Genomic DNA, 26,816 nt, shown 5'->3' on the forward strand with positions numbered 1-26,816 from the left:
ACCGCTTCACACTTTTCGGCATCATGCTCTGAATTCAAAAACGGGAAGGAAGAAAAATGCGTGTCTATTACGATCGCGACGCCGATCTCAATCTGATCAAGGGCAAGAAGGTCGCCATCATCGGCTATGGCAGCCAAGGCAGGGCGCATGCGCTCAATCTCAAGGATTCCGGCGTTAAGGATATCGCCATCGGCCTCAAGGCCGGATCGGCGACCGCCCAAAAAGTCGAGGCCGACGGGCTCAAGGTGATGAGCGTGGCGGAGGCTGCCAAATGGGCCGACCTGATGATGATGGCGACGCCAGACGAGTTGCAGGCCGACATCTACAAATCCGAGATCGCGCCGAACATCCGCGACGGCGCGGCGATCGCCTTCGCCCACGGCCTCAACGTGCACTTTGGCCTGATCGAGCCGAAGGCCTCGGTCGACGTCGTCATGATTGCGCCGAAGGGGCCGGGCCACACGGTGCGCGGCGAATACCAGAAGGGCGGCGGCGTGCCGTGCCTGGTCGCGGTCAACCAGGACGCTTCGGGCAATGCGCTCGATCTCGCTCTGTCCTACGCTTGCGGTGTCGGCGGCGGCCGTTCGGGCATCATCGAGACCAATTTCCGCGAGGAATGCGAAACCGATCTGTTTGGCGAGCAGGTTGTGCTGTGCGGCGGTCTGGTCGAACTGATCCGCGCCGGTTTCGAGACGCTGGTGGAAGCCGGCTACGCGCCGGAAATGGCCTATTTCGAGTGCCTGCACGAGGTCAAGCTGATCGTCGACCTGATCTATGAGGGCGGCATCGCCAACATGAACTACTCGATCTCGAACACCGCCGAATGGGGCGAATATGTTTCGGGCCCGCGCATCATCACCGCCGACACCAAGGCCGAGATGAAGCGCGTGCTGAAGGACATCCAGACCGGAAAGTTCACCTCGGAATGGATGCAGGAATACCGCGCCGGCATGTCGCGCTTCAAGGGCATCCGCCGCAACAACGACAGCCACCAGATCGAGGAAGTCGGCGCCAAGCTGCGCGCGATGATGCCGTGGATTTCTAAGAACAAGCTGGTAGACAAGGCCAAGAACTGATCGAAATCCACGTTCGTTTCCTTGCGCGTCCTCGGGCTTCGCCCTGTGGGCGCGCGGGAGATTTCGAAGAACAGGCTGGTCGACAAGGCCAAGAATTAATTCACGATTTTATCAATGCTCAGAAAAGCCGGCGGAGCGTTCCGCCGGCTTTTTTCACATCAATGGCTGGTGATCTCGCCGGTATTTGAAAAGACGCGGTATGCTCGCTGCCGTGGTATGCATGCGCAGGCATGCGTTGCCGAGGGGGCAGATTTGGAACTCAAACTTCTGTTGGTCGGGTTCGCCTGCGTGGTCGCCGGCATGCTGACCGTTGTCACACTGTTGAAGTGCAGAGAGGTGAGGGCGGTCAGCCGCTGGTTTCCGACTCCTGGAAAGATCCTCTCGTCACGAGTGGAGGCTCGCGAAGTGACCAGTTCGGGATCCGGCTCGGGACGCAGAGGTTCAACCGAGACTCGAAGCTTCCCGGCGATCACCTTCGAGTACAAGGTGGGCGGGAAAACGTTCCGCAGTTCGCGCTATAGCGTGCAGGAGAATGTCGGAAACTTCGCCGTTCCCGAAACCCTTGCGCGGTTTCCCAAGGGAGCCGACGTAACCGTTTTCTACGACCCGTCCGATCCGGCCGAGGCCGTGATCGAGCGCACCATGCCCGACGGCGCCCTCAAGTTTATGATCCAGCTTTCGGCGGGGCTGGTGATTGGCGCCATGGTGTTGGTCTTCTCCGTCGGCGGCGTCCTGGAGGCGATCAGGCCGCATTTGCCCAAGCCGCAGAACCTCGGCGCGGGGGCCCTGCTGCTTGTGATGGGGCTATTTACCTTGCGCATGCGCTTTGCCCAGAAGTCGCTAGCGGAACAGGCGGCCAGATGGCCTGTCACCACGGGACGCATCGACGCATCGGGCCTGCAGAAATTCCAGATCCGCGACAGGTTGAAGGACGGTGGGTACCGGCCTTGGCGAACGGTCTTCAAATCCCGCGTCGTCTATAGCTATAGCGTCGCCGGCCAGCGCTATGCCTCCGACCGCGTCGCTTTCGGCTCGAACCTGACGGCCTCGCTGCCAGGCCTCGTCAGCGGTCAATCGCAGCGCTACCTCCAGGGCGACAAGGTCGAGGTCCACTACGATCCCGCCAATCCCGCTGCGGCCGTTCTCGACTGCAGGGTGCGGGGACTTTGGGTCCTGTGGGTCTCCGCCTCTGTCTTCCTTGCCGGGGCCGCACTGCTCGTCGGGGTATTCTAGGAGATTTTCTCTCCTAACTTCGTCGACTGCTCAGAGGACGCGGTTCGGGGGATTTAGCCGTAGTGCCAGTGGGGCTTTGGCTCGGTGCCGGTGAACATGATGCCGATGCGGTCCTCGCGGCGCCAGCGGACCACTGCCTTGTAGGCGATGCCGTCGGTCGGCACATAGAGCAGGAATTCGTCGGGCACGCGAGCATCGATCGAGACCTTCAGTTCGGCGCCGCCGTCATGCATGTTGCGCACCGTGCACGTGACCTCGGACCTGGTCATGCCGGTCAGGATCGTCGCGCCCTTGAAGACGCGCTGCCTGCGTTTGTCCCGGTGTTCGTCTTCAGCCATCGCGCGCCAATCCCCGGCGATCGTCGCATTTCATGTGGTGCGATCGGCAAGATAACTAGCCCTGCCGGATAAACATAGCGTTATCGTCGGCGGCGAAACGATTTCGCGGTGCCCTGGCCGGACAAAGAACAGTTCAGAAGAAGGCTGAGCCAGTCGGAAACGGCGCCGCGAGGGGCGGCGCCGTCTGGAATGCATCAGTCGATCAGCGATAGGGCGACCAGCATTGCCGGCGCGGGCCGTTATAAGGTTGGAACGTGTTGTCCCAGGTGCGATACGACCGGTAACGATTGTAGCACCAGCGGACATGGGCGCTCGAATAGTAACCGTTGTTGTAGTAGCCCCGGTTGTAGTAGCCCTGGTTGTAGTAGCTCTGGTTGTAGTAGCCCTGGTACAGGCTGCCAAGGCCGAACCCAAGGCCCAAACCGAGAAGCGCGGCGGCGGCGTCGTCGTCGTCGTCGTCGTAGTAACGGCCGTAATAGCCGCCACCGTAGTACCGGCCGTAATGGCCGCCACCGTAGTACCGGCCACGATTATGGCGCCAGTGCCGCCCACCGTTCCAGTTGCCACGGTTCCAATTGCCACGGTTCCAATTGCCACGGTTCCAGTTCCGGGAGAAATTACGGCCACGCATCCAGACGTTATTATTGCCGCCAGCCCAGCTATCGCGCACCGGCACGATTTCGCGTGCCGCGGCAGCAGTTGGGAGCGGGACGTCAGGCTGAATGGGCCCGGCCATGGAAGGCGCCGAGAGGCCGGAAACAAGACCCAAGGTCAACATGCCCGATCGAATGGTAGTCAAAAAGAGCGGTTTCATTTCACTCTCCGAAGATTCAGGCCCCACTCAGACTAACCCTTAATCATGGACCTTTGCGTCTGAACGGAAGATGAACGGAAAGGTTCCATCAACCATGAATGGGCATCGCCCAGCCCCCTTGTTTTCGGCTGCGCTTGTGGGCAAAGGTCACCGCCATGTCCCTGCGCCTCGCCACCTTCAATGTCGAAAACCTGATGAACAGGTTCGATTTTTCCGGATACCGCAACCAGCTCCATGAAGATCGCACGCTGGCGCTCTTCGATATCCAGAGCGAGGCCGAATACAAAATGCTGGAACAGGCGCGGGCGATCGCGCTATCCGACGACACGCGCCAGCTGACGGCACTGGCCATCGCAGCCACCCGCGCCGACATCATCTGCATGCAGGAGGTCGACAATATCGAGGCGCTGAAGGCTTTCGAATACGGCTATCTGTTCAAGATGGTCGGGCATGGCTACCGCCAGAAATACACCACAGCCGGCAATGATTCGCGCGGCATCGACGTCGCCGTGATGATGCGCAACGAGACCGCGCAGGGCCAGCCGATCGAATTCGTGCGCATGACAAGCCACGCCTATGTCACGTTCGAACAATTCGGCCTGCACACGCCGGAACTGGCAGCGCTTGGGCATCAGGCCAACCAGCGCATCTTCCGGCGCGACTGCCTGGAAATCGACCTGACAGTCGGTGGCGTGCCGCTGACGCTGTATCTGGTGCACTTCAAGTCGATGGGCTCGCCCCGCAACGGTCTCGACGGGCGCCAGGCGACAATGCCGCTGCGCATCGCCGAGGCGCAAGCGGTGCGCCGGATCATCGAGGAGCGTTTCGGTGGGGATCACGCCGCCGATAAAAGCTGGGCGATCTGCGGCGACATGAACGACTATCGGCAGCGCGTGAAGATCTTCGGCGACGCCTTTGACGGCTACCGCTTCGAGGTGATCGATGAGAGCCAGTCCTGCCTCAACGTGCTCACCGCCGGCGGCTTTTGCGAGAATGCGGTCGAGCGGCGCCCGGAGATGGACCGTTGGACCTTATACCATACGCGCGGACCGCAAGAGCGGCATCTGTGCCAGCTCGACTACATCCTGTTGTCGAAGGAACTGGCAGCCAAGAATGCGACCGCCGTTCCCGACATCATCCGCAACGGCCAGCCCTGGCGCACGATCTTTCCGGCGGGCCAGGAGGTGGACCGCTTTCCGCGTGCCGGCTGGGACCGGCCGAAGGCGTCGGATCATTGTCCGGTGGCGATCACCCTGGAAATGGCCTGAGGATCGTTTCGTTGAGCTTCGACCTGCCGCGCAACATCATCCTGCCGGTCGACGCCGTCGACGTCAGGCTCGACCCCGGCCCGCATCCGTTCGAACGCGATAATGCGCAAGCGATCGCCGAGAATTGGCGGCGCGAGACCTTGACCAACCCGGCGTTGTTCGATGGCACCGTGGTGCTGCTTTCGGCGCTCAGTTATCGCGACAACAGCCTGGTCGGCCGCTGCCATGCGGTGCGCTACTCGACCTTCATGCTTTGGCGCGGCAATCGGCAGGTGGCTGGGGCCGAGCACGCCTATGCCCATGCCATGCTGGTCGCCGGCGACAATGCGCTGGTGGCGATCCGCATGGCGTCACACACGGTCAATGCCGGCCGCGTCTACTTCGCCGCCGGCTCGTTCGAGCCGACCGATTTCCGCGACGGCCTTGTCGATGTCGACTTCAACATGATCCGCGAGGTGCGCGAAGAAACCGGCCTCGACCTTGCCGGCGCGACACGCGGCAGGCGCTACTATGCCCTGTCGACGGCAACCGGCACGGTGATCTTTCGCCGCTATCGCGAGACGGCATCCGCCGACGAGGTCGCGCAGCGCATCAGTGCCTTTGTCGCCGCCGAGGCAGAGCCGGAAATCGACGGGCCTGTCATCATCCGCAATGCCGATGACCTGCCGGACGGGCTGATGCCGCATATGAAGCCACTGATCGAGTGGCATTTTGCCGACAAGGACTAACGCATCGGCCCGAAAAATCGGAATCGATTCTCGGAAAGCACGATGCGCAGATTCAAAGTGTTAGAGCGTACTTTGTGCGTCCAAGTGGACGCACGTCGCTCTAACGACGCATTTTGTCTTCGATGGTTTTGCGGTCGTTGCGAGCGGCGACGATAAACAGCATGACGCCGATACCCAACAGTGCACCCATCGCCGTTCCCATCGTCTGTCCGACAACCTGCTGGAAATCGGCGGTGACATGATCGGGATTGGCCATGCCATAGCTGGCCAAATACCACCAAAGCCCCGCCAATGCGGCCTCGATGATCACCGTCACCAAAACCACTCGCTCTTTCCTGCTCATCCCACTATTCCCCCGTGTCCCCGAGGCGATTGCTATCACCGCGGTCTGTTTCGCGACAGGGGGAAGCGACGGCAGCGTCAAAAATTTCGTGGGACGTCTGAGGCGGCGCACGCTCCGCCGCGCTATTCATGCCTCAGTGCGTCGATCGGATCGAGCCGTGCGCCGCGCAGCGCCGGGAAGAAGCCGAACACCATGCCGATCAGCGCCGAGAAGCCGACGGCGAGCAGGATTACCGCCGGGCTTGGCGCGAACGGGATGGCCAGCGTCAGCGAGGCGAGGCCGGCCAGCGCCAGGCCGATCAGGATGCCGATAATACCGCCGAGCAGCGACAGCACGGTCGCCTCGACCAGGAACTGGATGAGGATATGCTTTTCATGCGCGCCGATGGCGAGCCGGATGCCGATCTCGCGGGTGCGTTCGGTGACCGACACCAGCATGATGTTCATGATGCCGATGCCGCCGACCAACAGGCTGACGCCGGCGACCGCTCCCAGCATGCCGGTCATCGTCGTGGTGGCGCTCGCCATGGCGTCGGCGATCTGGGTCATGTCGCGGATCGAGAAATCGTCCTCGCGATCCGGCGTGATGCGGCGCGTGTCGCGCAAAATGTCCTCGACGCGCGGCAGCAGCTCGGTGGTCGGCGTCCGGTCGTCGGCGGCGACGTAGATCGAGTCGATGTCGCGGTTGCCGGCGATGCGGCGCTGGTAGGCGGCGAGCGGCATCAGCACGACATTGTCCTGGTCCTGCCCGAAGCCGGTATAGCCCTTCGGCTCGAGCAGGCCGATGATCTTGCACGAGGTGCGGTTGACGCGGATGATCTCGCCTTCGGGGTCGCCGGCGCCGAAGAACTGCTGGCGTACGGTTTCGCCGATCAGGCAGACGCCGGTACCCGAGCGGATTTCCGAATCGCTGAACGGGCGGCCCGAAACCAGCTTCCAGTCGCGCGCATCGAGATAGGCGCTGTCGGTGCCGGTGACACCCGACGTCAGGCTTTCGGTGCCGAAGATGACGCGGACCTGCTTTTGCGATGCGGGCGAGATGGCGCGGGCGCCGCTCAGGTGTGCGACGAGCGCGGCAAGTTCCTTGCTGCCGAGCGGACGGGTAGCCTGGTCGAGCCCTCCCGGTCCGCCGGGTCCGGCTGGGCGGCCGGGACGCACAACGAGCAAATTGCTGCCGAGCTTGGAAATGTCGGCCTTTACCTTTTCGGTGGTGCCCGAGCCGATGGTGAGCATGGCGATGACGGCGGCGACGCCGATGACAATACCGAGCAGCGTCAGAAACGAGCGCAGCACGTTGCGGCGGACCGAAAGCAGCGAGAGGCGGACGGTTTCCCAGATCACGGTTACACCACCTCGAGATTCATGGTGTCGGAGGCGACGTGGCCGTCGAGGAAGCGAATTGTGCGCTCGGCATAGGCAGCGACGTCGGCCTCGTGCGTGACCATGGCGATGGTGAGGCCAAGCTCGGTGTTCAGCCGCGTCAGGAGTTCCATGATCTCGTGCGTGCGGGCGGTATCGAGATTGCCGGTCGGCTCGTCGGCGACGAGCAGGGTTGGCCTGGTGACGATGGCGCGGGCGATCGCCACGCGCTGCTGCTGGCCGCCGGAAAGCTCGGCCGGCGTGTGGTGCTCGCGGCCGACAAGGCCGACCTCGGCCAGCGCTTTCATGGCGAGGTCATGACGCTCGCGGGCGGCGACGCCGCGATAGATCAGCGGCAGTTCGACATTTTCCACCGCGGTGGTGCGCGGCAGGAGATTGTAGCCCTGGAAGACGAAGCCGACATAGAGATTGCGCAGCATGGCGCGGCGGTTGCGGTCGAGACGACCGGCGTCGATGCCCATGAAGCTGTAGGTTCCGGCCGTCGGCGTGTCGAGGCAACCGATGATGTTCATCGCCGTCGACTTGCCCGAGCCGGACGGGCCCATGATGGCGACGAATTCACCGCGGCGGATGGCAAGGTCGACGCCAGCCAGCGCATGGACCGTGGCTTCGCCCTGGCCATAGCTTTTCCAGACCTTGTCGAAGGTGACGAGCGGCGAGCCTGACATGATATCAGCTCCGCTGCTGCGCTGCGGTGATGACTTGCGCACCTTCTGCGAGACCGGAGGTGATCTCGGTCAGTTCGCCATCGGTGGAGCCGATCTTGACGTTGACCGGCCGGGGCCGGCCATTCTCCAGCACGTAGAGCGTGCGCGAGCCGTCGGTGGGCTGCGCCGTCGCCTGGCGCTGGCGGTTGCCGCCTGGACGGCCCATACGACCCGTGAACAGGTCGCTCAGGCTCCACGCACGGGCGGCTGTTTGCGCCGGCCGGTAACGGAAAGCCGTCGACGGTACGGTGAGCACGCCTTTTGCCTGCTTGGTGACGACCGAAACGGTGGCAGTCATGCCGGGCCGCAACAGTAGCTCGTTATTGTCGACCTCGAACCGCGCGTCGTAGGTGACGACGCCGTCGGTGGTGACCGAAGCGTAGGAAATGTCGCGGATCTCGGCATCGAACGGCCGTTCCGGAAAGGCGTCGACGGTGAAGCGGGCACGCAGGCCGGGCTTGACCGCGCCGATGTCGGCCTCGTCGACCGCTGCCTTCAACTCCATGTTCCTGAGGTCGGCGGCGATGACGAACAGCACCGGCGCCTGCAGCGAGGAGGCAACCGTCTGGCCGGGATCGACCGAGCGCGTCAGAACGATGCCGTCGATGGGCGCATAGATGGTGCTCTTGGCGAAGTCCGTCTGCTGCGCCTTGAGATCGGCATTGGCGATGGCAAGATTGGCTTTGGCGCTGTCGAGTGCTGCCTTGGAGCGGTCGCGCGTCGCTGTCGCCGCTTCAAGCGACTGGTCCGTCGCCATGCCGCGTTTGGTGAGCGCCGCCGCGCGCACAAGCGCCTTTTCGTTTTCGGTGAGGGTTACGGTGGCGGTCTCGACATTGGCGGCCGCTGCCTTGGCGGAAGCCTCGGCGCGCTCGATCTGCACCTCCAGCTTGGCGGTGTCGAGCGCCGCCAGCACATCGCCCTTCTTCACCTGCTGGTTCTCGTTGACCGCGACCGAGCGGACGACGCCGGACAGTTCGCTCGAAATGTCGACCTGGGTGAGGGGCTGCAGCGTGCCGGTGGCCGATACCTCGACGGTGAGGTCGGCAACAGCGGCCGGCACCGTGGTATAGTCGATCTTGGCTGGAGACACGGCATACCACTGGTAGCCGGCAAGGCTTGCAGCGATGACGACCAGCACAAGCAGGCCATAAAGCCAGCCGCGCCGGCGTTTCTTCTTCAGACCCAGGTAGTCAAGTCCGAGCGCCGTCTCTATGTCGGAAGTGGATTCCGTCTTTGGCAGATTGACAATCTGGTCCACGCCGGACCCCTATAAACAGTGATGATCCCATCAGGGCACAGATCAGGCCTAATGGTTCAAATATCAAATTAAATTTCGCCCATGTTGGGATTGAGGCAGAAGGCTTTCTACAATGCTGACCCGGAATTACTTACTTTACGACGTGTTCACCACCGAGCGGCTGGCCGGAAATCCGCTGGCCGTCGTGCTTGACAGCAAGGGACTGGACACGGCCGCGATGCAGGCCACCGCACGCGAGTTCAATCTGTCGGAAACCGTTTTCGTGCTGCCGCCTGACAATCCCAAGCACCGCGCCCGCATCCGCATCTTCACGCCCGATTATGAGATGCCGTTCGCTGGCCATCCGACTGTCGGTTCCGCGATCGCGCTTGCCGAAATGGCTGGCGATGGCGACACCGCCGGCATCTTCGTCCTGGAGGAGAATATCGGCCCGGTGCGCTGCGCCGTCAGCAAGCACGATGGCGCCATCTTTGCCGAGTTCGACCTGGCCAAACTGCCGGAGCCACTGGAACTTGTCGCTGACCCGGAGGCGATCGGCGCAGCACTTGGGCTGGGGCCACACGAAGTCGGCTTCGAGAATCACCGCGTCTCGTTCTGGTCGGCCGGCGTGCCCTATGTGACCATCCCCGTCGCCGACCTTGAGGCGGCGGCCCGGATAAGGCTGGACAACCAGGCGTGGTCGGAATTGGCACCCCGCAAGAGCGAATGGGCCTTCGCCAGCCCGTATGTCTACTGCCGCGAGACGGTGAACCACGACAGCGCCTTCCATGTCCGCATGATGGTGCCGGGCAATCCTTCCTATGAAGATCCGGCGACCGGTTCGGCGGCGGCCGCCTTCGCCGGCGCGATCATGCATTTCGACGGCCCGCGAGACGGAGTCTCGCGACTGTGGATCGAGCAAGGGCTGGAGATGGGCCGGCCTTCGCGCATCCGCCTCGAACTGAATGTCGAGGGCGGCAAACTCGCCGCCGCCCGCATCGGCGGCCATGCGGTAAAAGTGGCGGAAGGCAAGCTGTTTGTCTGACATACCTGCTTCGTCATCCTAGGGCGTAGTAGGAGCGAAGCGACGTCGCGGAGACCCTAGGATCCATGCCGTAACCGAGCGGCCGTGCTCCGGCGGTGCGAGCTAGGTTTCCAAGCCGTCCGTCTTCTGGAGTGGTGGGCTCTCCGATTGAAACCGTGCGGCTCTTATGCGCATGAGCGCATTCTACACCGCTGCATTTTGGGCGACTGTTACGGCATGGATCCTAGGGTCTCTGCTCCGCTTCGCGTTCGCTCCGCCCTAGGAAGACGAAACCCGGCGCGATTTGTCGGGAAATGAATCCGGCAGGGCTGGACATGGCGGATGGCGGCGGCTATATGCCCGCCGACGCTGGTTTTACCGGCGAGTGGGTGCGTAGCTCAGTTGGTAGAGCAGCTGACTCTTAATCAGCGGGTCACAGGTTCGATCCCTGTCGCACCCACCAAAGATTTCAAAGACTTAGGTGGAAAGACCGTGGAACAGGGTGAGAACGTGAGACGATAAATGCCGTCTCACGCCCCTGTATCGAGCCGTGTCGCCTCTCATGAGTTTGCGAGCATTTACTTCTCCGACACGCCGGCCTCTGCAAAACTTGCCATGCGGGCGTGGCATTCGAGCGCCGAGCGGACGATGTTGACGGCGAGGCAGGCGCCGGAACCTTCGCCGAGCCGCATGCCGAGATCGAGCAGCGGCGGCAGGCCGAGCGCCTCGAGCAGGCGGCGATGGCCGGATTCGGCCGAGACATGGGCGGCAAGCGTGTGGGCGAGGCCGGCGGGGTGCAATCTTGCCAGCGGTGCTGCGGCGGCGGTGCAGACGAAGCCGTCGAGCAGCACCGGTACGCCTAAATGGCGTGCGGCCAGCGTGGCACCGAAGATGGCGGCGAGTTCGCGTCCGCCGAGTGCTGCCGCGACCGTCAGTGGGTCGGCAAGGGCCTCGGCGTGGCGCTTGAGGCCGGCCTCGATGGCGGTGATCTTGCGCACCAGGCCGGCATCGTCGACGCCGGTGCCGCGGCCGGTCCATTTTTCCGCGCCGCCGCCGAAAAGGGCGGCTGAAATGGCTGCCGCCGGCGTGGTGTTGCCGATGCCCATCTCGCCGAAACAGACGAGGTCGAGGTCTTTCGTCACGGCGCCGTAGCCGGCCGAGACGGCGGCGAGGAACGCCTCGTCGTCCATCGCCGGCTCTTGCGTGAAGTCGCCGGTCGGACGGTCGAGGTCTAGCGGAATGACGTCGAGTTCGGCGCCGGCGATGCGGGCGAGCTGGTTGATCGCGGCGCCGCCGCCGGCGAAATTCGCCACCATCTGCACGGTGACCTCTGACGGGAAGGCCGACACGCCCTGTGCGGTGACGCCGTGGTTGCCGGCAAAGACGAAGACTTTGACGCGATCGAGCTGCGGCATGTCGCGACCCTGCCAGCGAGCAAGCCAAGCCGCTATGGTTTCCAGCCGGCCGAGGCTGCCTTGCGGCTTGGTCAGCGTGTTTTGGCGGCGGGCGACGGCATTTGCCGCAGCGTCGCTGCCGGCAGGCAGGTCGAGGCAGGCCGCGCGCAATTCATTAAGCGATTTGAAAGGCATGGGGGCAAAGTCTCCGAAACAGGGTCAGGAAAGGTGAACGGAAGCGACGAGCAGGATTGCGATCTCGCCAAACTGCTGCAGCGCGCCGACCGTGTCGCCGGTCTGGCCGCCGATCTGGCTGCGGCACAGTACGCGGAAGGCGGCAAACAACAGGCCGAGCAGGATGAGCGCGGCGATCGCGCCATCGAACCCTAGCGTCAGCAGTACGACGGCGCCGAGCACGGCACCGGCAATGGCGGTTTCGGCCGACACGGTGCCTGCGTCAACCGAGAGACCGTCGCTGCGAGCCGGCGGCAACAGATGCATGAAAGCGCCGAGCAGGCCGCGCGAACCGGCATGCGCGGCAATGAGAGCGGCGAGAACCTGCGCCGGGCTGGCGAATTCGGAAAGCACGCTCCAGCGGATCAGCAGCGAGAGGCCGAGCGCACAAGCGCCATAGGCGCCGATGCGGCTGTCGCGCATGATCTCCAGTTTTTTCTCGCGTGTCTTGCCGCCACCAAAACCGTCGGCGACATCCGAAAGTCCGTCTTCATGCATGCAGCCGGTGGCGAGCAAGGTCGCGGCAAGGGCAAGTGCCGCTGCCGGGCCAGATGCAAGGCCGAGCCAGGTCCCGATCGCGTAAACCAAGGCGCCAATCAGAGCGACGGCGAGGCCGGCGACCGGCGCTGCCCAGATCGCGGCAGCAAGGCTGCGGTCCCGGAGATCGACGACCGGCAGCGGCAGCCGGGTGAAGAAGACGAAGCAGAGCGCGATGTCATCGAGCGCTTGGCGGGGCGAAGGGGGCATGTCCTTGAGTTTGAGCATGATCTATTCCGAAAACCGGTTCCCACTTTTCGTTGACGCGGACCTCCGGTTCGGGATCATGCTCTAGGCTCTCGCAATGGCATGGAAGAACGTGCCGCTGACATGGCCGCGGCGGTAACCGGAGGCGCCGAGCGGATTGCCCTGGCCGTCAGCGAGGTCGGCCAATGGCTCGTCATTGCCAGTCGCGCTCATCTGCGCATAGTGGAATTCGTGGCCGCGGATCAGCGCGCCTTGGGCTCCAAGCGGGCAATCGGCGCGCAGCCGCGCCTCGCGGTAGCCGAGATTCATCTTTCGCTTGGCAAAACTGGTCGAGTGACCGAGCAGGCCGAGCATCCTGTGCGTCTCGCCCGATGCGTCCTCCAGCGCCTCGCCGAGCACCATGAAGCCGCCGCACTCGCCATGCACCGGCCGCGTTGCCGAAAACGTCTCAATGCCGGCCTGGAAATTCGCAGCCGCCGCAAGGCGGCCGGCGTGAAGCTCGGGATAGCCGCCGGGCAGCCAGCAGACATCGCAACTGTCGCTGGGCGGTTCGTCGGCGAGCGGCGAAAAGGGGACGATTTCCGCCCCGGCTTTGTGCCAATGCGCCGCGACATGCGGATAGAGAAAGGTGAAGGCAGCGTCCTCGGCCAGTGCGATGCGCTGGCCGGGCGGTGGCAGCGCGTCGCTGAAGTTGCCCGGCGCAGGTTCAAATGGTGCCGCCAGTGCCATAATGGCGTCGAGGTCGAGCGAGCGTTCGACCATGTCGGCCAGTCGGTCGAGATGCACCATCAAATTCTCATATTCGCCGGCCTGGACGAGGCCGAGATGGCGCTCCGGCAGGTTGAGCGATGGATCGCGCAGGATCGCGCCGACCACTGGCAGATCGAGCGCTTCGATCGCGTCGCTGCAAAGCCGGCGGTGACGCTCGCTGCCCAGCCGGTTGAGCACGACGCCGGCCATGCGCACATCGGGGTCATATGTAGCAAAACCCTTGGCGACGGCCGCCGCCGTGGTCGACTGCCCGGAAACATCGAGCACCAGCAGTACCGGCAGGCCGTAGAGCCGGGCAAGGTCTGCGGCCGAGCCTGTGCGGCCCGGAGCAGCGGGAATCCCGTCGAACAAGCCCATCGCACTTTCGAGAAAGATGAAATCGGCATCTTCAGTTGCGTCACCGGCCAGCGCGTTGAGCAAGGCGGGCGGCATTGCCCAGCTGTCGAGATTGACGCCGGAAAGGCCTGTCGCGGCGGTGTGGAAGCCGGGGTCGATATAATCGGGGCCGGATTTGGCGCCACGCACTTTAAGGCCGCGCTTGGCGAGCGCGCGCAGGATGCCGATGGTGACGCTGGTCTTGCCCGAGCCCGAGCGCGGCGCGCCGATGATGATCGCGCGGGTCATCGCTCGCCCGCCAATGCCGCGCGCATCGCGACGATGCCGCCGATGACGATCAGCGCCGGTGAGGTCAACCCGGCGGCGGCCGCCTCCTCGGCGATGGTGGCGAGCGTGGCGACGACGATGCGCTCCTGCGGCGTCGTCGCGGCAACGATCACCGCCGCCGGCGTCGACGGCGCCAGTCCGCCCTCGAGCAGCGAGGCTGATATCAGCGGCAGATTGGCCATGCCCATATAGACGACGACCGGCTGGCCGGTGCGGGCGATTGCTGCCCAGTCGAGGTCGTCATCGGTGCCGGCGGCGTGGCCGGTGGCCAGGATCACCGCCTTGTTGATGCCGCGCATGGTGGCCGGGATGCCGGCACCGGCAAGCGCGCTGAGGCCCGAAGTCAGGCCGGACAGCACGCGGAACGGGATGTTTTCGCGGGCGAGCGCAAGCGCCTCTTCGCCGCCGCGACCGAAAATATAGGGGTCGCCACCCTTCAGCCTGACGACGCGGCGGCCTTCTCGCGCCAGCCGAACCAGCAGAGCGGTGATGTCGTCCTGCTTCATCGATGGCTGGCCGCCGCGCTTGCCGGCGTAGAACAGCTCCGCGGCCTCGGCGACAGCGACGATATCGGGCGATACCAGCGCGTCGTAGACGAGCGCATCGCACTGCCCAAGCGCGGCCAGCACTTCCAGAGTCAGGCAGCCGGGATCGCTGGGGCCGGCGCCGGCCAGCCAGACATGGCCCGGCTCCAGCTGGCGCGGCTTGAAGTTCAGCCGAGCCAAAGCCTGTTCGATCGTGGCGTTTCCGCTGTTGTTTCCGGTGCCGTCGTTCACAATCCGTCCCGCCCGCGAAAACGCCGCTGGTAGTGGGCGTCGTAAAGTGAACTCTCGCGAAAGCCTTCCGCTGCCAGCGAACGGCCGACGAAGATGATTGCCGTGCGCTCCATCGGATCGGCGGCCAATTGCGCCTCGATGGTGGCCAGTGTGCCGGTCAGCACGCGCTCGTCCGGCCAGGAGGCACGGAAGACGACTGCCACCGGGCAATCGGCGCCATAGAACGGCGTCAGCTCGGCGACAACACGATCGATGGCGTGGATGGCAAGATGAATGGCCAGCGTCGCGCCGGTGCGGCCGAAGCCGGCCAGAGTTTCGCCGGACGGCATTTTCGAGGCACGACCGGAGATGCGGGTCAGCACCAGGCTTTGCGCGACTTCGGGAACGGTCAGCTCGCGGCGCAGCGCTGCCGCGGCAGCAGCGAAGGAGGGCACGCCCGGCGTCAGCGTATAGGCGATGCCGTGCTTCTCCAGCCGGCGGATCTGCTCGGCGACAGCGCTCCACACTGACAGGTCGCCGGAATGCAGGCGGGAGACATCGTGGCCGGCCTGGTGGGCCGCCACATATTCCGCTTCGATCTCGTCGAGCGACATCGGCGCGGTGTCGATCAATTTCGTGCCGGGCGCGCAGTGCTGCAACAGTTCCGGGGCGACGATCGAGCCGGCATAGAGGCAGACCGGGCAGCTTGCCAGCAGTCTGCTGCCGCGCAAGGTGATGAGGTCGGCTGCGCCAGGTCCGGCGCCGATGAAGTGGACGGTCATGCCGCGTCTCCGCTGATGGCGATGGCGCAGGTGACCGGGCCGAGCACGATGCGCGGCCCAAGCAATTTCGCGCCTTTTCCGGCGGCGGCAAGCGCGGAGGCTTCGGAAACCGACGGCGTGCCGGCACGCGCCTGCGACAGGTCGGAACGGCTGAGCAATGCGGCCCCCTCATCCGGCCCTTCGAGCCACCTTCTCCTCGCTGGGGAGAAGAGACTGGCGCCAGCGTGCGTGATCTCCTCTCCCCTCGGGGAGAGGTCGGCCGAGCGAAGCGGAGGCCGGGTGAGGGGGAGCGACGGTTCAGAGCCAGCAACATCCACCACTATGACCGGGAGATCGAGTTTACGGCCGGCAGCAAAAATGGCCTCTTCGCTGCGTTTGAATTCGGTCGTCGCCAAGGCAGACAGCGCCGTCATCGCCAGCCCATGCGCTTCCAGCGCGGTTTCTATCGCCGCAAGAACGTCTTGCACACTCACGCCTTTGCGGCTGCCGATGCCCGCGATCATCATGGCTTGACCCAGCTCCATTGGGTGACCGGCATAGCCGGCCGCCATGCCTGCATCGAACCAACCGGTGAAGCACGGGAGATAGAGATGTGGGTGAGATCGCCGCCGAGCGCGGCGTGACGGGCGAGAAGCAGCGCCTCCATCTCCAGCGTCACCGCGCTGGCGACCAGCCGGCCGCCAACACGCAGTGCCTTGATGGCCGCGCCCAGCACGCCGGTATCGCTGCCGCCGCCGCCGATGAAGATCGCGTCGGGCGTGCCTAGCCTGGCAAGCGCCTTTGGTGCCGAGCCTTCGACCACGACAAGGCCGGGCACGCCGCAGTGTGAAGCGTTGCGGCGGATGCGAGCGGCGCGGGTTGGATCGGCCTCGATGGCAATGGCGCGCATCGTGGGATGGGCCAGCATCCATTCGATGCCAATTGAGCCCGAGCCGGCGCCGATGTCCCACAGCAATTCGCCGCGCCTGGGAGCGAGGGCGGACAGGGTGATGGCGCGCACCTCGCGCTTGGTGATCTGGCCGTCATGCTCGAACAAATGATCGCCAAGGCCCGATGTCAGCGGCAGGATGCGTGCTTCCGAAGTTGAGTCAACTTCGATTGCCAGAACGTTGAGCGGATTGATCTTTTCGAGGTCGAAGGCGTCCGCGCGCGCCGAACGCAGCCTTTCGTTCGGGCCACCCAGTGCCTCCAGAATCGTCAGCCGTGAGGCGCCGAAGTCGAGTTCGGTCAGCAGGCGCGCAATCGCCGCTGGTGCATCGCCGTCCGAGGTCAGCGCAAGGATGCGGGTGCCCGGATGCAGCAGCGGCCGGATCAGGTCGATCGAGCGGCCGTGCAGCGAAATGGTCTCGATACCCTGCAGCGCCCAGCCGAGGCGGGCGGCGGCCAGCGACATGGCCGAAGGGGCGGGGATCACCTGCATCTCTTGGGAAGGAATCTTGCGAGCAAGGGTGACGCCGACGCCATTGAAGAACGGATCGCCTGAAGCCAGCACGCAGACCTTTTTACCCGCAAGTGCCAGCACGTCGCGCATCTCGGCATCGAAAGGGATCGGCCAGGCACGTGCCTCGCCTTTGGCGAGTGACGCGACAAGGGCAAGGTGGCGCGTGCCGCCGAAGACGAATTCGGCCTCGGCGATCAGCCGCTTGGCCTCTTCGCCGAGACCCGCTACACCGTCCTCGCCGATGCCGACGATCGTTAGCCATTTTTGTGTGAGCCGGGCGGCGCGCGGACCTTCAGCAGGCATGATGACCCACCGCATTCTGATCCTCGGCGGAACCACCGAAGCCCGGCAACTGACGGGAAAGCTGGCCGCGCGCACCGATGTGTCGCTCACGCTGTCGCTGGCCGGCCGCACCGAAAATCCTGTCGCGCAAGGTGTGCCGACGCGGGTGGGTGGTTTCGGCGGCGCCGATGGACTGGCGGCGTATCTCCGCGAGACCGACGTCGGCCTGCTGATCGACGCCACGCATCCCTATGCGGCGAAAATCTCCGCCAACGCAGCGGAGGCGGCGGGCAACACCGGCGTGCCCCTCGTTGCGCTCAGGCGCCCAGGCTGGGAGCCTGCCGAAGGTGACCGGTGGACGCTGGTCGACAGCGTTTCCAGCGCGGTGACGGCGCTGGGCGCTGTGTCGCGCCGCGCCCTCCTGGCGTTGGGCCGGCAGGAGGTCGCCGCTTTTGAGGCCGCAGCCCAACATCACTATCTCATCCGCAGCGTCGATCCGGTCGAGCCAATGCTCGCTGTGCCCGATGCTACCTATCTCTTGGCGCGCGGGCCGTTCCGGGAAGCCGACGAACGTGCACTGCTTCTGGAACACCGCATCGACGTCGTCGTTTCCAAGAACAGCGGCGGCGAGGCGACCTACGGCAAGATCGCCGCAGCGCGGGCGCTCGGCATTGAGGTGGTCATGATCCGCAGACCGGCGCTGCCGGACGTTACGTCGGCGGAGACCGTCGAAGCGCTTGCCGCAATGGTCGATCATTTTCTGGTCAGTCATTTTCTTGGGCCCGCCGCCGAACGCGGCGTGTAGACCAGCGCCGGTTTTTCACCGCGCTTGATGATCCTGGTTTCCGGCGAGCCGATGATGATGCAGGTCGCCATGTCGGCCTTTTCCGCATCGGCTTCCGCCAGCAGAACGACCTCGATGCGCTCGTCGGGGCGGCCGGCGGCACGGCCGAAGACGACCGGCGTGGTGCCGGGCAGGATCGCTGTGAGGCATTCGAAGGCGCGGCCAAGCTGCCAGGGGCGAGCCTTGCTGGTCGGATTGTAGAGCGCGATGACGAAGCCGGCGCCCGCCGCCGCCAGCAGCCGCAGCTCGATCAGGTCCCAGGGTTTTAGATTGTCGGACAACGAGATGGCGCAGAAATCATGGCCGAGCGGTGCGCCGATGCGGGCAGCGACCGCGAGCATTGCGGTGATGCCCGGCAGCATCGCCACGTCAACGGCACGCCATTCGGCCGGGCCGGCCTCGATCGCCTCGCAGACGGCTGCCGCCATGGCAAAGACGCCGGGGTCGCCGCCCGAGACGACGGCGACATCATGGCCCTGCGCAGCCTTTACCAGCGCGTCCTTGGCGCGGGACAGCTCCTCGCGATTGTCCGAGGCGACGCGGGTCTGGTCGGGGCGCAGATCGAGCCGGTCGAGATACGGCTTGTAGCCGTAGAAGAATTTTGCCTCTGCGACGGCGCGGCTTGCCTCCGGCGTCACCTGGTCGGCATTGCCGGGCCCAAGCCCGATGACGGTCAGGCGGCCGCTCATGCCCCGGCCTCCACCAATGCTTCAGGGCGGCCGGACCAGCCGGCCACCAGCACGATGGCGAAATAGGGCGCCTTATCGTCCTGCTTGTCGGCCAGCCGCATCGAGACGCCGCCCGGCATGGTGCCGCGCTCGACATAGACGGCACGCGCCAGCTTGTCGGTCGCTTCCAGTGCGCGCCTGATCTTGGGCAGGTTGCGTCCAACCTTCATGATGACGGCGGCATCGGTATCGGCGAGGCGGCGCGTCAGCTCGAATTCGCTCATTGTGCCCGGCAGCACTGTCAATACATCGTCGCCCTGGACGATCGGCAGGCCCGTCGCCGACCAGCACCCGGACATCGCGGTGACGCCGGGAATGACCTCTGTTGGAAAGCGGTGCGCCAGCCTGACATGCAGATGCATATAGGAGCCGTAGAACAGCGGGTCGCCTTCCGAAAGCACCGCGACCATCCTGCCGGCGCTGAGATGCTCGGCGACCTTTACGGCCGACTCTTCGTAGAAATCCATTATCTGCGACCGGTAATCGCTGTGATCCTTGTCGATTTCGGTGGTCACGGGATAGAGCAGCGGCAACTCGATCAAATCAGGACGAAAATGTGCGCCGACGATGGCGCGCGCGTTGCTGTTGTTGCCGCGCTTGGCGAAATGCGCAACCACGTCGGCCTCGGCCAGCGCGCGCACGGCCTTGAGCGTTAGCAGTTCGGGGTCGCCGGGACCGGTGCCGACGCCTATAAGCCTGCCTTTTGCAATCGCGTTCACAGGCCCGGCCTCGCCAATGCGTTGAGTGCTGCGGCGGTCATGGCGCTGCCGCCCAGCCTGCCGCGCACGATTGCGTAGGGCACGCTATAGGAATTGTCGGCCAGCGCGTCCTTCGATTCGGCAGCGCCGACGAAACCGACCGGCATGCCGATGATCGCCGCAGGCTTTGGCGCGCCGTCGCGCAGCCTTTCCAGCAGGTAGAAAAGTGCTGTCGGCGCATTGCCGATGGCGACGACTGAACCGGCCATCCGCTCGCCCCACAGGTCGATGGCTGCAGCGGAGCGGGTGTTGCCGATCCTTTTCGCGATGTCGGAGGTTCGCGGATCGCGCAGCGTGCAGATCACCTCGTTGCCGGCCGGCAACCGGGCGCGTGTCACGCCATGCGAGACCATCTGAGCGTCGCAGAAGATCGGCGCGCCACCCGCCAAAGCCGCGCGTGCGGCGGCAACAAAATCCTCGGAAAAAACAAAGTGCTGCGCGGCCTCTACCTGGCCGCAGGCATGGATCATGCGGATGGCGACATCGGCCTCGGCATCGGAAAAGCGCGACAGGTCGGCCTCGGCGCGAATGATGGCGAAGGAGCGCTCATAGATCGCCGTGCCGTCATGGATGTAGTCGTAGGCGGTGTGGGCGGGCATGTTCAGTCCTGTCGGTAGAGTTCGGTGACACCGGCCGCGCCAAGCCTTGTCAGGCAGGCGGCGGTGGTCTCGCCTCGAAATCGTGCTTCGCGGATGGCTGCGGCAATGCGGCCAATGCCGCGCGCGGCGTCATAACCAGGCCTGTATCCGGCGGGAAGGATTTTTGCCGTCCCGTCCACGACAAGTCCGGCCCCGTTTTCGCCGCCGACCAGTGTCAGCGCAGCCGGGCCGGGATGGGCACAGCCCTTGGCGCAGCCGGAAATGTGCAGGGTGACGGAGGCATCGAGGAGGTCGCGGTTTTCTACGGCGATGGTCTCGGCGATGTCGCGCGCGGCGATCCGGCCGGAGGCGCAGGCGGGGGCACCGGGGCAAGCGGCGATTTTCGTGCGTGGGTCGGCAGCGTCGGTAACGAAGCCGAGGGTGGTGGCGGCTTGCTGGAGCGAGTGGCAGGCGGTTGGGGAGAGGCCGAGGAAAAGCAGCGCGCGCTGCGGCGCCAGGCGGATTTCGGTTGCGCCGAGGGTGAGGGCCTGTTGCGTGAGCTCGATGAGTTTTTGCGCCGGCATGCTGCCGAAGGGAAGGCCGATGCCAAGGGCGGTGCCATCTGTCAGATCGAAAACGCCAATGGGCAAGCGAGCCGGCCCAGGAAGGCGTTCCACGGCGCCCCCCTCTGTCCTGCCGGACATCTCCCCCACTTGGGGGGAGATCGGCAGCTTCGCCGGCGGCTCCCCCTTAGCACCTCGGGTGATTGGCGAAAGCGGAGACAAGGGCGAAATCTCCCCCCTCGTGGGGGAGATGTCCGGCAGGACAGAGGGGGGCGCGAAGGAATGCCAACTTGCGAGAGATCTTAGCTGCCTCTCCGTCAAATCCCTTGTATGGGCTTCGCGGCCTTTTTCGGCGATCATCCTCAGAATCGCGACGGCGATGTCACAGGCCTCATCTTCCTTGACCATGACGAGTAGCGTCGCAGTCTGACCGTCGCCGGCGACAGCCACCTGCCACTGCGTTCCCGCATCGGTCCGCATTGCTGCCAGCCTGACATCGGCCGCCACCGCACCCATGGTCAGCCGTCCGCCACCATCGACGATTACCGAAACCTTCGGGCCAAGGCGCTGTGCCAGCCCAGCTTCACCAATTGCCGCCCGAATCTGCTCGGCTAATGGGCGCGGGTCGGCGATCTCCTCGGGATCCAGCCCCGCCAGCGGCCCGGTCTCGACCGGCACGCCGGTGCGCACCGCGATACCCATTGCATCGACCTCGACGGCCAGAAGCCGCGCGCTGGCCGGCGTCAGACCGCGTATCTGCAGGCTGCCGCGAGCAGTCACTTCCATGATGCCGTTGCCGTGCTGCGATGCGGATTCACCGAGTGCGACCAAGGACTTCGGCGAGAGTCCTCCAGCGACCGGGTTCAGCCGCACCAGAAGCCCGTCGCCGGTCTGCATCGGCGCGGACAAAGCGGGGCAGGCGCCGCGTCGGGAGAAGGCGTTCATGCCGCCACCCCCTGGGCTTGGGCGATCAATGCGGCGAGGTCGTCGTCGACGGAATTGCGCAGCGGGTGCCAGAGACCGCGCCGCCGCGCCGACAGAAACCGCTCGGCGATGATTTTCGCCGCCGCCGGGTTCTCGCGCAGGATGAAGGCGCGAACCGTGGGATCGCTAAGATAGGCGTCGTGCACGGCCTCGATCAGCGCGCCCGATATGGCATGAGTGGTCTCGGCAAAGCCGACCAGCCGGTCGACCGTCTCGGCGAATTCCGAAGCGCCGCGCGGGCCGTGCCGCATCTGGCCGGCAATGAAGCGCGGGTTGACGGCACGCGCCCGCACGACGCGCGACACCGCTTCTCCGATCGAGCGCGGCTTCGGCTTTTGCGGGTCCGTGGTGTCGAGGACGATCACGTCGGCGTTCTTGCCGAGCGTCGCAAGCGCCGCCGAAAAGCCGCCAATGAAGGCGACATCGGCGGAGCCTTCCAAAATATCGCGGCCGGGATCGTCTCCCGTATGGACGAGAAGGTCGGCCTCGGCGATACGGTCCTCAAAAGCGCCTGGCGACGAAATCCCTTCCCCGTCGGCGCCGCCATAGGCATGCGAAGTGGCGTCGAGATAGGCGCGACCGATCTCTTCGCGCGCGGCCCAGTCGCCGCTCGACAATAAATCCTCGACGCCGGCGCCGTAGGTGCCGGGCGAGGTGCCGAAAATGCGCGGGCTGATCTTACCGTCAGCGCGGGCCTTGGCCGCGAGCGGGTTTTCCGTCGCGTCCTCGTCGCGGGCGGCGACGGCGTTGGCGGCCGCATCGATCAGGGCGATCTGGGTCGGGAACATATCGCGGAACAGGCCTGAAATGCGCCAGGTGACATCGACGCGCGGGCGGCCAAGGGTGGCCGGCGGCAGCACCTCGATGCCGGTGACGCGGCCGGTGGCAGAATCCCATTGCGGCCGGCAGCCCATCAGCGCCAGCCCTTGCGCGATCTCTTCGCCGCCGGTGCGCAGCGAGGCCGAGCCCCACAGGTCGATGACCAGCGAGCGCGGCCAGTCGCCATGCGATTGCATGTAGCTGCGCAAGACCTCGTCGGAGGCAGCCCTGCCGAGATCGAAGGATGTCGGCGTCGGCATGGTGCGTGGATCTGATGTGAACAGGTTGCGGCCGGTCGGCAGGACATCGCGACGGCCACGCGCTGGCGCGCCGGCAGGACCTGCAGCGACATGGCGGCCGTCGAGGGCGGCGAGCAGCGCAGACTTCTCGGCCGCCGCACTTTGCCGGCGCAGCGGATCGGTCTCGCCCTGGGCTGAGCGGCCAAAGATGTGAAGGCCGTCCTTGATGGCGAAATCCTTGAGGTCGCAGAGCCAGGCGTCGATGCGGCGCAGCGCTTCGTCGGGCGCGTCGGTTCCGGCGACGCCGGCCTCGGAAGCGAGACCGGTCTTTTGCGCGGTTTCGACGATCAGCCTCGCCAGGCGATCGCGACGGCGGCGGTCGAGCCCGTCAGCCTGGGCATATTCGTCGACCAGCCGTTCAAGCTGGTGCTGGTTTTCGTCCAGTCCGGCGCCGGTCAGCGGCGGCGGCAGATGGCCGAGGGTGACGGCGGCAATGCGCCGCTTGGCTTGTGCGGCCTCTCCCGGGTTGGAGACGATGAAGGGATAGACGACGGGCAGGGGACCGGTGACGATCTCGGGGAAGCAGTTTTCGCCGAGTGCCACGGTCTTGCCGGGCAGCCATTCCAGCGTGCCATGGGCGCCGACATGGATGAGGGCATGGACGCTGACCGTCTTGCGCAGCCAAAGGCCGAAGGCGATCAGCGCATGTCGAGGCGGCAGCGTCGGGTCGTGATAGTCAGCGCGACGGTCGGCCGAGCGCCCGCGGTCAGGCGCCAGCGCCACGGTGACATTGCCGAAGGTGGCGGCGCGGAAGGGGAATCTTGCGGCGGTAGGCGCTTGAACACCCCCCTCTGTCCTGCCCTCTTTGCCACCACTTGGCATCTCCCCCTCAAGGGGGGAGATCGACAGTTCCGCCGACGGCTCTTCCTTAACATCCTCGGTAATTGGCGAAAGCAGCGACGACAGCGCAATCTCCCCCCTTGAGGGGGAGATGTCCGGCAGGACAGAGGGGGGCGCATCGCACAAACCTGTCTCATCTGCCGCATTCCCCCACGCGGCCGTCACGGCAGCTATTGCCTCAGCAGGCAATTGCGTCGAAAGGTCGAGATAATCCTTCAGCCCCAATCCTTCGTCACTGCGCTCCAACTCATCCAGCAACTCCCGCGGCGTTTGCGGAATCCCTTCAACGGTGTAGCCCTGTTCGCTCAAGTCGTGCAGCATCGCCAGCACGCTGGACGGCACGTCGAGGCCGACGGCGTAGCCGGTGCGGCCGGGCGCGCTTGGATAGTCGGGGATCAGGATGGCCAGCTTGCGTTCCGCGCGCGGCGTCCGCTGCAGGCGGATGAAAGCTTCGACACGGTTCGCCACCTGCGCGACGCGGTCCGGCTCCGGCCGGTTGGCGAAAGCGCGGAAGGCCAGCGCCGGATCGACCTCGCTCTCTCCCTTGAAGGAAATGGCACCGGCAAGAATGCGGCCGTCGAGTTCGGGCAGGACGACATGCATGGCCAGGTCGGCGGGCGCCAGGCCGCGCTGATTGTTTTGCCAGATATCGCGGCGTGTTGTCGCCACAATGACCTGGAATGCCGGCACGCCGGCGCGGTCGAACAGGGTTTCGACGCCGGGCTCAGCACCGGAGGCGAAGGCCGTGGCGGTGATGATCGCGGCAGGGTTTAGCGCAGCAAGCGCAGTCTCGACAAAGGCCAGCGAGACCGGATCCTTGAGGCTGGAGACGAAAATGGGGACAGGGATGATGCCACGCTGCCCGAGCGCTTCGAACAATGCGTCGATCGGCGCGACATCGGCGGCGAGCAGCATCGAACGGTAGAAGAGAATTGGCACGACGTCCCCCTCCCCCTTGAGGGGAGGGTGGCCCGAAGGGCCGGGGGGGGGGGTTGGGGGCGGGGTGGACGGTTTTTTATTCCGGCGCGCGTAAAAGCGTTTGGGCGGGTTACAGGCGCCCCCCCCCCCCCCCTGCGGCCGGACCCTCCCCTCGAGGGGGAGGGGGACGTCGCGCTCGACGATCCCCAGTCCCGGTTGATAGTAGCCGGCTTTTGGCACGCTGACAGGTTCAGCGACCGCCACACCTGATCCGGCGAGACCTGCCAGCCGATGCACCAGCGCCGTCATGTTGGCCGGGCCGCCTTCGCGAAAATAGCCCAGCAGGCCGTCGAGTTCTTCGCGCGGCAGCGTCGAGCATTCGATTAGCCGGAGATCCTCGTCGCGGCATTCGCCGGGCAGCAGCGCCAGTTTTATGCCGCGTGCGCGGGCGATCGAGGCGAGCTGGTCGCAGCCGTAGCGCCACCAGTCGTAACCGCCGAGGACGCGAACCAAAATAACCCTGGCGTGCCGGGCGACGCTGTCGATCCAGAGATCGACGGACATCGGATGGCGCAGGTCGCGCAAGGCCGCCAGCCGCATCGATGGCAGGCGATCCGCGTCCGCCTTCCACGCTGCTGCCAGCCCGGCCAGATCGCTGTCGGTGAAGGACAGCGCCACGACATCCGCAGGCGTCTGCCTGAGATCAACAGGCTCGGCGAGATCGTCGAGCGAGGCGGATGTTGTGGTGAGGATGTGCATCGCGGCTCGTGCCTGAGGTCAGCCGGCGAGAATACGCTCGATGGCCGGGCGGTTCAGCCCTTTCAGGCCGATGACGACGAGGCGCGAACGGCGCTCGTCCTCGGCGGTCCAGGCGCGGTCGTAATAGTGATTGACGCGTGGGCCGACGGCCTGCAGCAGGAGCCGCATCGGCTTGCCGCCGACCTCGACGAAACCCTTGACGCGCAGCACGTTTTCTTCCTCGGCCGCGGTGGCGACGCGCAACGCCAGCTCGTCGGGATTGGCGATCGATGGAATGTCGATGACGAACGAGTCGAAATCGTCATGCTCATGGTCGAGCTCGTCGTCGTGATGGGTCTTGCGGTTCTCGATGTCGTCCTCGACGGCAAGGCCGAGGCCGAGCAGCACAGACGGATCGACCTTACCCTGCGAGGTCGGCACGATCTTGACGGCGCGCGCGGCATGCTCGCCGATGATGGCATTGGCACGGGCCGAGCCGGCGGCGTCCATCAGGTCGCTCTTCGACAATATGATCAGGTCGGCGCAGGCGAGCTGGTCCTCGAACACCTCTTCGACCGGATCATCGTGGTCGAGCGTCTCGTCCTGCGCGCGCTGCGCCTGCAGGGCGTCCATGTCGTTGGCGACGCGGCCTTCCGCCAGCGCCGGTCCGTCGACGACCGCAATGACGCCATCGACGGTCACCCGGCTCTTGACCGTCGGCCACTGGAAGGCCTGGACCAGCGGCTTGGGCAGAGCCAGCCCGGAGGTTTCGATCAGGATATGGTCGACTTTCGGCGATAGCGACAGGATCTGGTCGAGCGCCGGGACGAAGTCGTCGGCGACGGTGCAGCAGATGCAGCCATTGGCCAGTTCGACGATGTTTTCCTCAGGGCAGGTGTCGATGCCGCATCCCTTCAGAATCTCGCCGTCGATGCCGATATCGCCGAACTCGTTGACGATGATGGCCAGCCGCTTGCCGCCGGCGTTTTCGAGCAGATGGCGGATCAGCGTCGTCTTGCCGGCGCCGAGGAAGCCGGTGACGACGGTGCAGGGCACGCGGGAGACGGAAGTGGTCATATCTGATCCTTAACAAGGTCGAGGGGAGGAATGCGGGCGACGAGGCCGCGTTTCAGGCAATCGGGCCGGCCGCGCCATGGAATGAGGCCGTCCGTCGAGGTGGCGAAGAGCTTTGCACCGGCGACCAGATCGGCGCCGCTGGTCACGGTCAGGTCGCCAAAGACATAGCTCCAGCAGCCGTCGCGCAGGATCGCGGCGCTCAGCCGGCGCTTGCAGTTGCCGAGGCATTCGACGGTGCGGATACTGATATTTTCGCCTGATACAGCGCGGCGCGTGTCTTCGGCCAACAATTCGCCGGCGCGGGGATGGCCATCGGAGCCGGTTTCGTCCCGGCAGGAGGCGCAGACGATCACGGTGACGTCGGCCAGAGCATCATCATCGCCGGACAATACGCCCGCTGTCTCAGCCGAAAAACTGCTGTCGCGTTCCAAATCAGGCTCCTTGCCCGGAAAACCCG

26 protein-coding genes and 1 tRNA gene are annotated in these 26,816 nt (G+C 65.1%); 7 read left to right on the forward strand and 20 right to left on the reverse strand.

Annotated features, from left to right (window positions below):
• Positions 1 to 56: 56 nt before the first annotated feature.
• Together ilvC and AC0L3I_RS08680 are read left to right on the forward strand one after the other, a co-directional pair.
• Entirely contained in the window at positions 57 to 1,076 is a 1,020-nt protein-coding gene (gene ilvC / locus AC0L3I_RS08675; protein ID WP_258123577.1) for a ketol-acid reductoisomerase, read from the forward strand.
• Between the two features lie 252 nt (positions 1,077 to 1,328).
• Positions 1,329 to 2,309 (forward strand): DUF3592 domain-containing protein, encoded by a 981-nt coding sequence (locus AC0L3I_RS08680; RefSeq protein ID WP_473526626.1) that lies wholly within the window; start codon positions 1,329 to 1,331, stop codon positions 2,307 to 2,309.
• Positions 2,310 to 2,362: 53 nt separating this feature from the next.
• Here the strand turns inward: AC0L3I_RS08680 and AC0L3I_RS08685 are convergent, their stop codons facing one another.
• The gene (locus tag AC0L3I_RS08685) at positions 2,363 to 2,647 is read right to left on the reverse strand and encodes a PilZ domain-containing protein (protein ID WP_123151893.1); all 285 of its coding nucleotides are present in this window, start codon (positions 2,645 to 2,647) and stop codon (positions 2,363 to 2,365) included.
• A gap of 202 nt (positions 2,648 to 2,849) precedes the next feature.
• Complete coding sequence (locus tag AC0L3I_RS08690; protein WP_473526627.1) at positions 2,850 to 3,461, reverse strand: BA14K family protein; 612 nt, start codon at positions 3,459 to 3,461, stop codon at positions 2,850 to 2,852.
• A gap of 155 nt (positions 3,462 to 3,616) precedes the next feature.
• Between AC0L3I_RS08690 and AC0L3I_RS08695 the strand changes: the two genes are divergently transcribed.
• Entirely contained in the window at positions 3,617 to 4,729 is a 1,113-nt protein-coding gene (locus AC0L3I_RS08695; RefSeq protein ID WP_473526628.1) for an endonuclease/exonuclease/phosphatase family protein, read from the forward strand.
• An 11-nt stretch (positions 4,730 to 4,740) separates the two neighbouring features.
• Positions 4,741 to 5,457, forward strand: coding sequence for a hypothetical protein (locus AC0L3I_RS08700; RefSeq protein WP_473526629.1), 717 nt, complete (start codon positions 4,741 to 4,743; stop codon positions 5,455 to 5,457).
• A gap of 100 nt (positions 5,458 to 5,557) precedes the next feature.
• Here the strand turns inward: AC0L3I_RS08700 and AC0L3I_RS08705 are convergent, their stop codons facing one another.
• From AC0L3I_RS08705 to AC0L3I_RS08720, 4 genes are all read right to left on the reverse strand, one after another.
• On the reverse strand, positions 5,558 to 5,800 hold the full coding sequence (locus AC0L3I_RS08705; protein WP_473526630.1) for a hypothetical protein: 243 nt from the start codon (positions 5,798 to 5,800) through the stop codon (positions 5,558 to 5,560).
• 122 nt (positions 5,801 to 5,922) lie between these two features.
• On the reverse strand, positions 5,923 to 7,140 hold the full coding sequence (locus AC0L3I_RS08710) for an ABC transporter permease (RefSeq protein WP_473485324.1): 1,218 nt from the start codon (positions 7,138 to 7,140) through the stop codon (positions 5,923 to 5,925).
• Between the two features lie 2 nt (positions 7,141 to 7,142).
• Positions 7,143 to 7,847: an ABC transporter ATP-binding protein gene (locus AC0L3I_RS08715; protein WP_473526631.1), complete on the reverse strand. Its 705-nt coding sequence runs from the start codon at positions 7,845 to 7,847 to the stop codon at positions 7,143 to 7,145.
• A gap of 4 nt (positions 7,848 to 7,851) precedes the next feature.
• Positions 7,852 to 9,144 carry an efflux RND transporter periplasmic adaptor subunit gene (locus tag AC0L3I_RS08720; RefSeq protein ID WP_473526632.1) on the reverse strand — a complete coding sequence of 431 codons (1,293 nt, stop codon included), beginning with the start codon at positions 9,142 to 9,144 and terminating at the stop codon, positions 7,852 to 7,854.
• Positions 9,145 to 9,256: 112 nt separating this feature from the next.
• On the opposite strand from AC0L3I_RS08720, the gene AC0L3I_RS08725 reads away from it, so the two are divergent.
• Positions 9,257 to 10,168, forward strand: a complete 912-nt coding sequence (locus AC0L3I_RS08725; protein ID WP_473526633.1) for a PhzF family phenazine biosynthesis protein — start codon at positions 9,257 to 9,259, stop codon at positions 10,166 to 10,168.
• Positions 10,169 to 10,534: 366 nt separating this feature from the next.
• Positions 10,535 to 10,610, forward strand: a tRNA-Lys gene (locus AC0L3I_RS08730).
• Positions 10,611 to 10,725: 115 nt separating this feature from the next.
• Here the strand turns inward: AC0L3I_RS08730 and cobT are convergent.
• The 7 genes from cobT to cbiE form a co-directional block, all read right to left on the reverse strand.
• A complete protein-coding gene (gene cobT, locus AC0L3I_RS08735; RefSeq protein ID WP_473526634.1) occupies positions 10,726 to 11,736 on the reverse strand; it encodes a nicotinate-nucleotide--dimethylbenzimidazole phosphoribosyltransferase in 1,011 nt (336 codons plus the stop codon).
• Between the two features lie 24 nt (positions 11,737 to 11,760).
• Positions 11,761 to 12,540 carry an adenosylcobinamide-GDP ribazoletransferase gene (locus AC0L3I_RS08740; RefSeq protein ID WP_473526635.1) on the reverse strand — a complete coding sequence of 260 codons (780 nt, stop codon included), beginning with the start codon at positions 12,538 to 12,540 and terminating at the stop codon, positions 11,761 to 11,763.
• Positions 12,541 to 12,603: 63 nt separating this feature from the next.
• Complete coding sequence (locus tag AC0L3I_RS08745; RefSeq protein WP_473526636.1) at positions 12,604 to 13,914, reverse strand: cobyrinate a,c-diamide synthase; 1,311 nt, start codon at positions 13,912 to 13,914, stop codon at positions 12,604 to 12,606.
• Positions 13,911 to 14,729, reverse strand: a complete 819-nt coding sequence (gene cobA, locus AC0L3I_RS08750) for a uroporphyrinogen-III C-methyltransferase (RefSeq protein ID WP_473526637.1) — start codon at positions 14,727 to 14,729, stop codon at positions 13,911 to 13,913. The genes AC0L3I_RS08745 and cobA overlap by 4 nt, the downstream gene beginning before the upstream one ends.
• The gene (cobM, locus tag AC0L3I_RS08755) at positions 14,726 to 15,490 is read right to left on the reverse strand and encodes a precorrin-4 C(11)-methyltransferase (RefSeq protein WP_473526638.1); all 765 of its coding nucleotides are present in this window, start codon (positions 15,488 to 15,490) and stop codon (positions 14,726 to 14,728) included. The genes cobA and cobM overlap by 4 nt, the downstream gene beginning before the upstream one ends.
• A complete protein-coding gene (locus AC0L3I_RS08760) occupies positions 15,487 to 16,041 on the reverse strand; it encodes a cobalamin biosynthesis protein (RefSeq protein ID WP_473526639.1) in 555 nt (184 codons plus the stop codon). Before AC0L3I_RS08760 ends, cobM begins: the two co-directional genes overlap by 4 nt.
• On the reverse strand, positions 15,993 to 17,234 hold the full coding sequence (cbiE, locus tag AC0L3I_RS08765; RefSeq protein ID WP_473526640.1) for a precorrin-6y C5,15-methyltransferase (decarboxylating) subunit CbiE: 1,242 nt from the start codon (positions 17,232 to 17,234) through the stop codon (positions 15,993 to 15,995). Before cbiE ends, AC0L3I_RS08760 begins: the two co-directional genes overlap by 49 nt.
• A 1-nt stretch (position 17,235) precedes the next feature.
• Between cbiE and AC0L3I_RS08770 the strand changes: the two genes are divergently transcribed.
• Positions 17,236 to 18,018 (forward strand): cobalt-precorrin-6A reductase, encoded by a 783-nt coding sequence (locus AC0L3I_RS08770; protein ID WP_473526641.1) that lies wholly within the window; start codon positions 17,236 to 17,238, stop codon positions 18,016 to 18,018.
• Here AC0L3I_RS08770 and AC0L3I_RS08775 read toward each other — a convergent pair.
• From AC0L3I_RS08775 to AC0L3I_RS08805, 7 genes are read right to left on the reverse strand one after another with little or no spacing between them, the layout of a single operon-like run.
• Entirely contained in the window at positions 17,982 to 18,746 is a 765-nt protein-coding gene (locus tag AC0L3I_RS08775) for a precorrin-3B C(17)-methyltransferase (protein ID WP_473526642.1), read from the reverse strand. The genes AC0L3I_RS08770 and AC0L3I_RS08775 overlap by 37 nt on opposite strands.
• Entirely contained in the window at positions 18,743 to 19,504 is a 762-nt protein-coding gene (locus tag AC0L3I_RS08780; RefSeq protein ID WP_473526643.1) for a precorrin-2 C(20)-methyltransferase, read from the reverse strand. Before AC0L3I_RS08780 ends, AC0L3I_RS08775 begins: the two co-directional genes overlap by 4 nt.
• Positions 19,501 to 20,142: a precorrin-8X methylmutase gene (locus AC0L3I_RS08785; RefSeq protein ID WP_123151878.1), complete on the reverse strand. Its 642-nt coding sequence runs from the start codon at positions 20,140 to 20,142 to the stop codon at positions 19,501 to 19,503. The genes AC0L3I_RS08780 and AC0L3I_RS08785 overlap by 4 nt, the downstream gene beginning before the upstream one ends.
• Before the next feature lie 2 nt (positions 20,143 to 20,144).
• Positions 20,145 to 21,629, reverse strand: coding sequence for a precorrin-3B synthase (cobG, locus tag AC0L3I_RS08790; protein ID WP_473526644.1), 1,485 nt, complete (start codon positions 21,627 to 21,629; stop codon positions 20,145 to 20,147).
• Positions 21,626 to 25,303, reverse strand: a complete 3,678-nt coding sequence (locus tag AC0L3I_RS08795) for a cobaltochelatase subunit CobN (protein WP_473526645.1) — start codon at positions 25,301 to 25,303, stop codon at positions 21,626 to 21,628. The genes cobG and AC0L3I_RS08795 overlap by 4 nt, the downstream gene beginning before the upstream one ends.
• An 18-nt stretch (positions 25,304 to 25,321) precedes the next feature.
• Positions 25,322 to 26,359 carry a cobalamin biosynthesis protein CobW gene (gene cobW, locus AC0L3I_RS08800; protein ID WP_123151875.1) on the reverse strand — a complete coding sequence of 346 codons (1,038 nt, stop codon included), beginning with the start codon at positions 26,357 to 26,359 and terminating at the stop codon, positions 25,322 to 25,324.
• The gene (locus AC0L3I_RS08805; protein ID WP_123151874.1) at positions 26,356 to 26,790 is read right to left on the reverse strand and encodes a DUF1636 family protein; all 435 of its coding nucleotides are present in this window, start codon (positions 26,788 to 26,790) and stop codon (positions 26,356 to 26,358) included. Before AC0L3I_RS08805 ends, cobW begins: the two co-directional genes overlap by 4 nt.
• Between the last annotated feature and the right edge of the window lie 26 nt (positions 26,791 to 26,816).

Source organism: Mesorhizobium sp. WSM4840 (assembly GCF_055811755.1).

Bases quoted from the DNA above. Each gene is read 5' to 3' on its own strand.
- ilvC (WP_258123577.1), top strand. From the start codon at position 57: ATGCGTGTCTATTACGATCGCGACGCCGATCTCAATCTGATCAAGGGC.
- AC0L3I_RS08685 (WP_123151893.1), bottom strand. From the start codon at position 2,647: ATGGCTGAAGACGAACACCGGGACAAACGCAGGCAGCGCGTCTTCAAG.
- AC0L3I_RS08690 (WP_473526627.1), bottom strand. From the start codon at position 3,461: ATGAAACCGCTCTTTTTGACTACCATTCGATCGGGCATGTTGACCTTG.
- AC0L3I_RS08695 (WP_473526628.1), top strand. From the start codon at position 3,617: ATGTCCCTGCGCCTCGCCACCTTCAATGTCGAAAACCTGATGAACAGG.
- AC0L3I_RS08705 (WP_473526630.1), bottom strand. From the start codon at position 5,800: ATGAGCAGGAAAGAGCGAGTGGTTTTGGTGACGGTGATCATCGAGGCC.
- AC0L3I_RS08715 (WP_473526631.1), bottom strand. From the start codon at position 7,847: ATGTCAGGCTCGCCGCTCGTCACCTTCGACAAGGTCTGGAAAAGCTAT.
- AC0L3I_RS08725 (WP_473526633.1), top strand. From the start codon at position 9,257: ATGCTGACCCGGAATTACTTACTTTACGACGTGTTCACCACCGAGCGG.
- cobT (WP_473526634.1), bottom strand. From the start codon at position 11,736: ATGCCTTTCAAATCGCTTAATGAATTGCGCGCGGCCTGCCTCGACCTG.
- AC0L3I_RS08740 (WP_473526635.1), bottom strand. From the start codon at position 12,540: ATGCTCAAACTCAAGGACATGCCCCCTTCGCCCCGCCAAGCGCTCGAT.
- AC0L3I_RS08745 (WP_473526636.1), bottom strand. From the start codon at position 13,914: ATGACCCGCGCGATCATCATCGGCGCGCCGCGCTCGGGCTCGGGCAAG.
- cobM (WP_473526638.1), bottom strand. From the start codon at position 15,490: ATGACCGTCCACTTCATCGGCGCCGGACCTGGCGCAGCCGACCTCATC.
- AC0L3I_RS08760 (WP_473526639.1), bottom strand. From the start codon at position 16,041: ATGGCGGCCGGCTATGCCGGTCACCCAATGGAGCTGGGTCAAGCCATG.
- cbiE (WP_473526640.1), bottom strand. From the start codon at position 17,234: ATGCCTGCTGAAGGTCCGCGCGCCGCCCGGCTCACACAAAAATGGCTA.
- AC0L3I_RS08770 (WP_473526641.1), top strand. From the start codon at position 17,236: ATGACCCACCGCATTCTGATCCTCGGCGGAACCACCGAAGCCCGGCAA.
- AC0L3I_RS08775 (WP_473526642.1), bottom strand. From the start codon at position 18,746: ATGAGCGGCCGCCTGACCGTCATCGGGCTTGGGCCCGGCAATGCCGAC.
- AC0L3I_RS08785 (WP_123151878.1), bottom strand. From the start codon at position 20,142: ATGCCCGCCCACACCGCCTACGACTACATCCATGACGGCACGGCGATC.
- cobG (WP_473526644.1), bottom strand. From the start codon at position 21,629: ATGAACGCCTTCTCCCGACGCGGCGCCTGCCCCGCTTTGTCCGCGCCG.
- AC0L3I_RS08795 (WP_473526645.1), bottom strand. From the start codon at position 25,303: ATGCACATCCTCACCACAACATCCGCCTCGCTCGACGATCTCGCCGAG.
- cobW (WP_123151875.1), bottom strand. From the start codon at position 26,359: ATGACCACTTCCGTCTCCCGCGTGCCCTGCACCGTCGTCACCGGCTTC.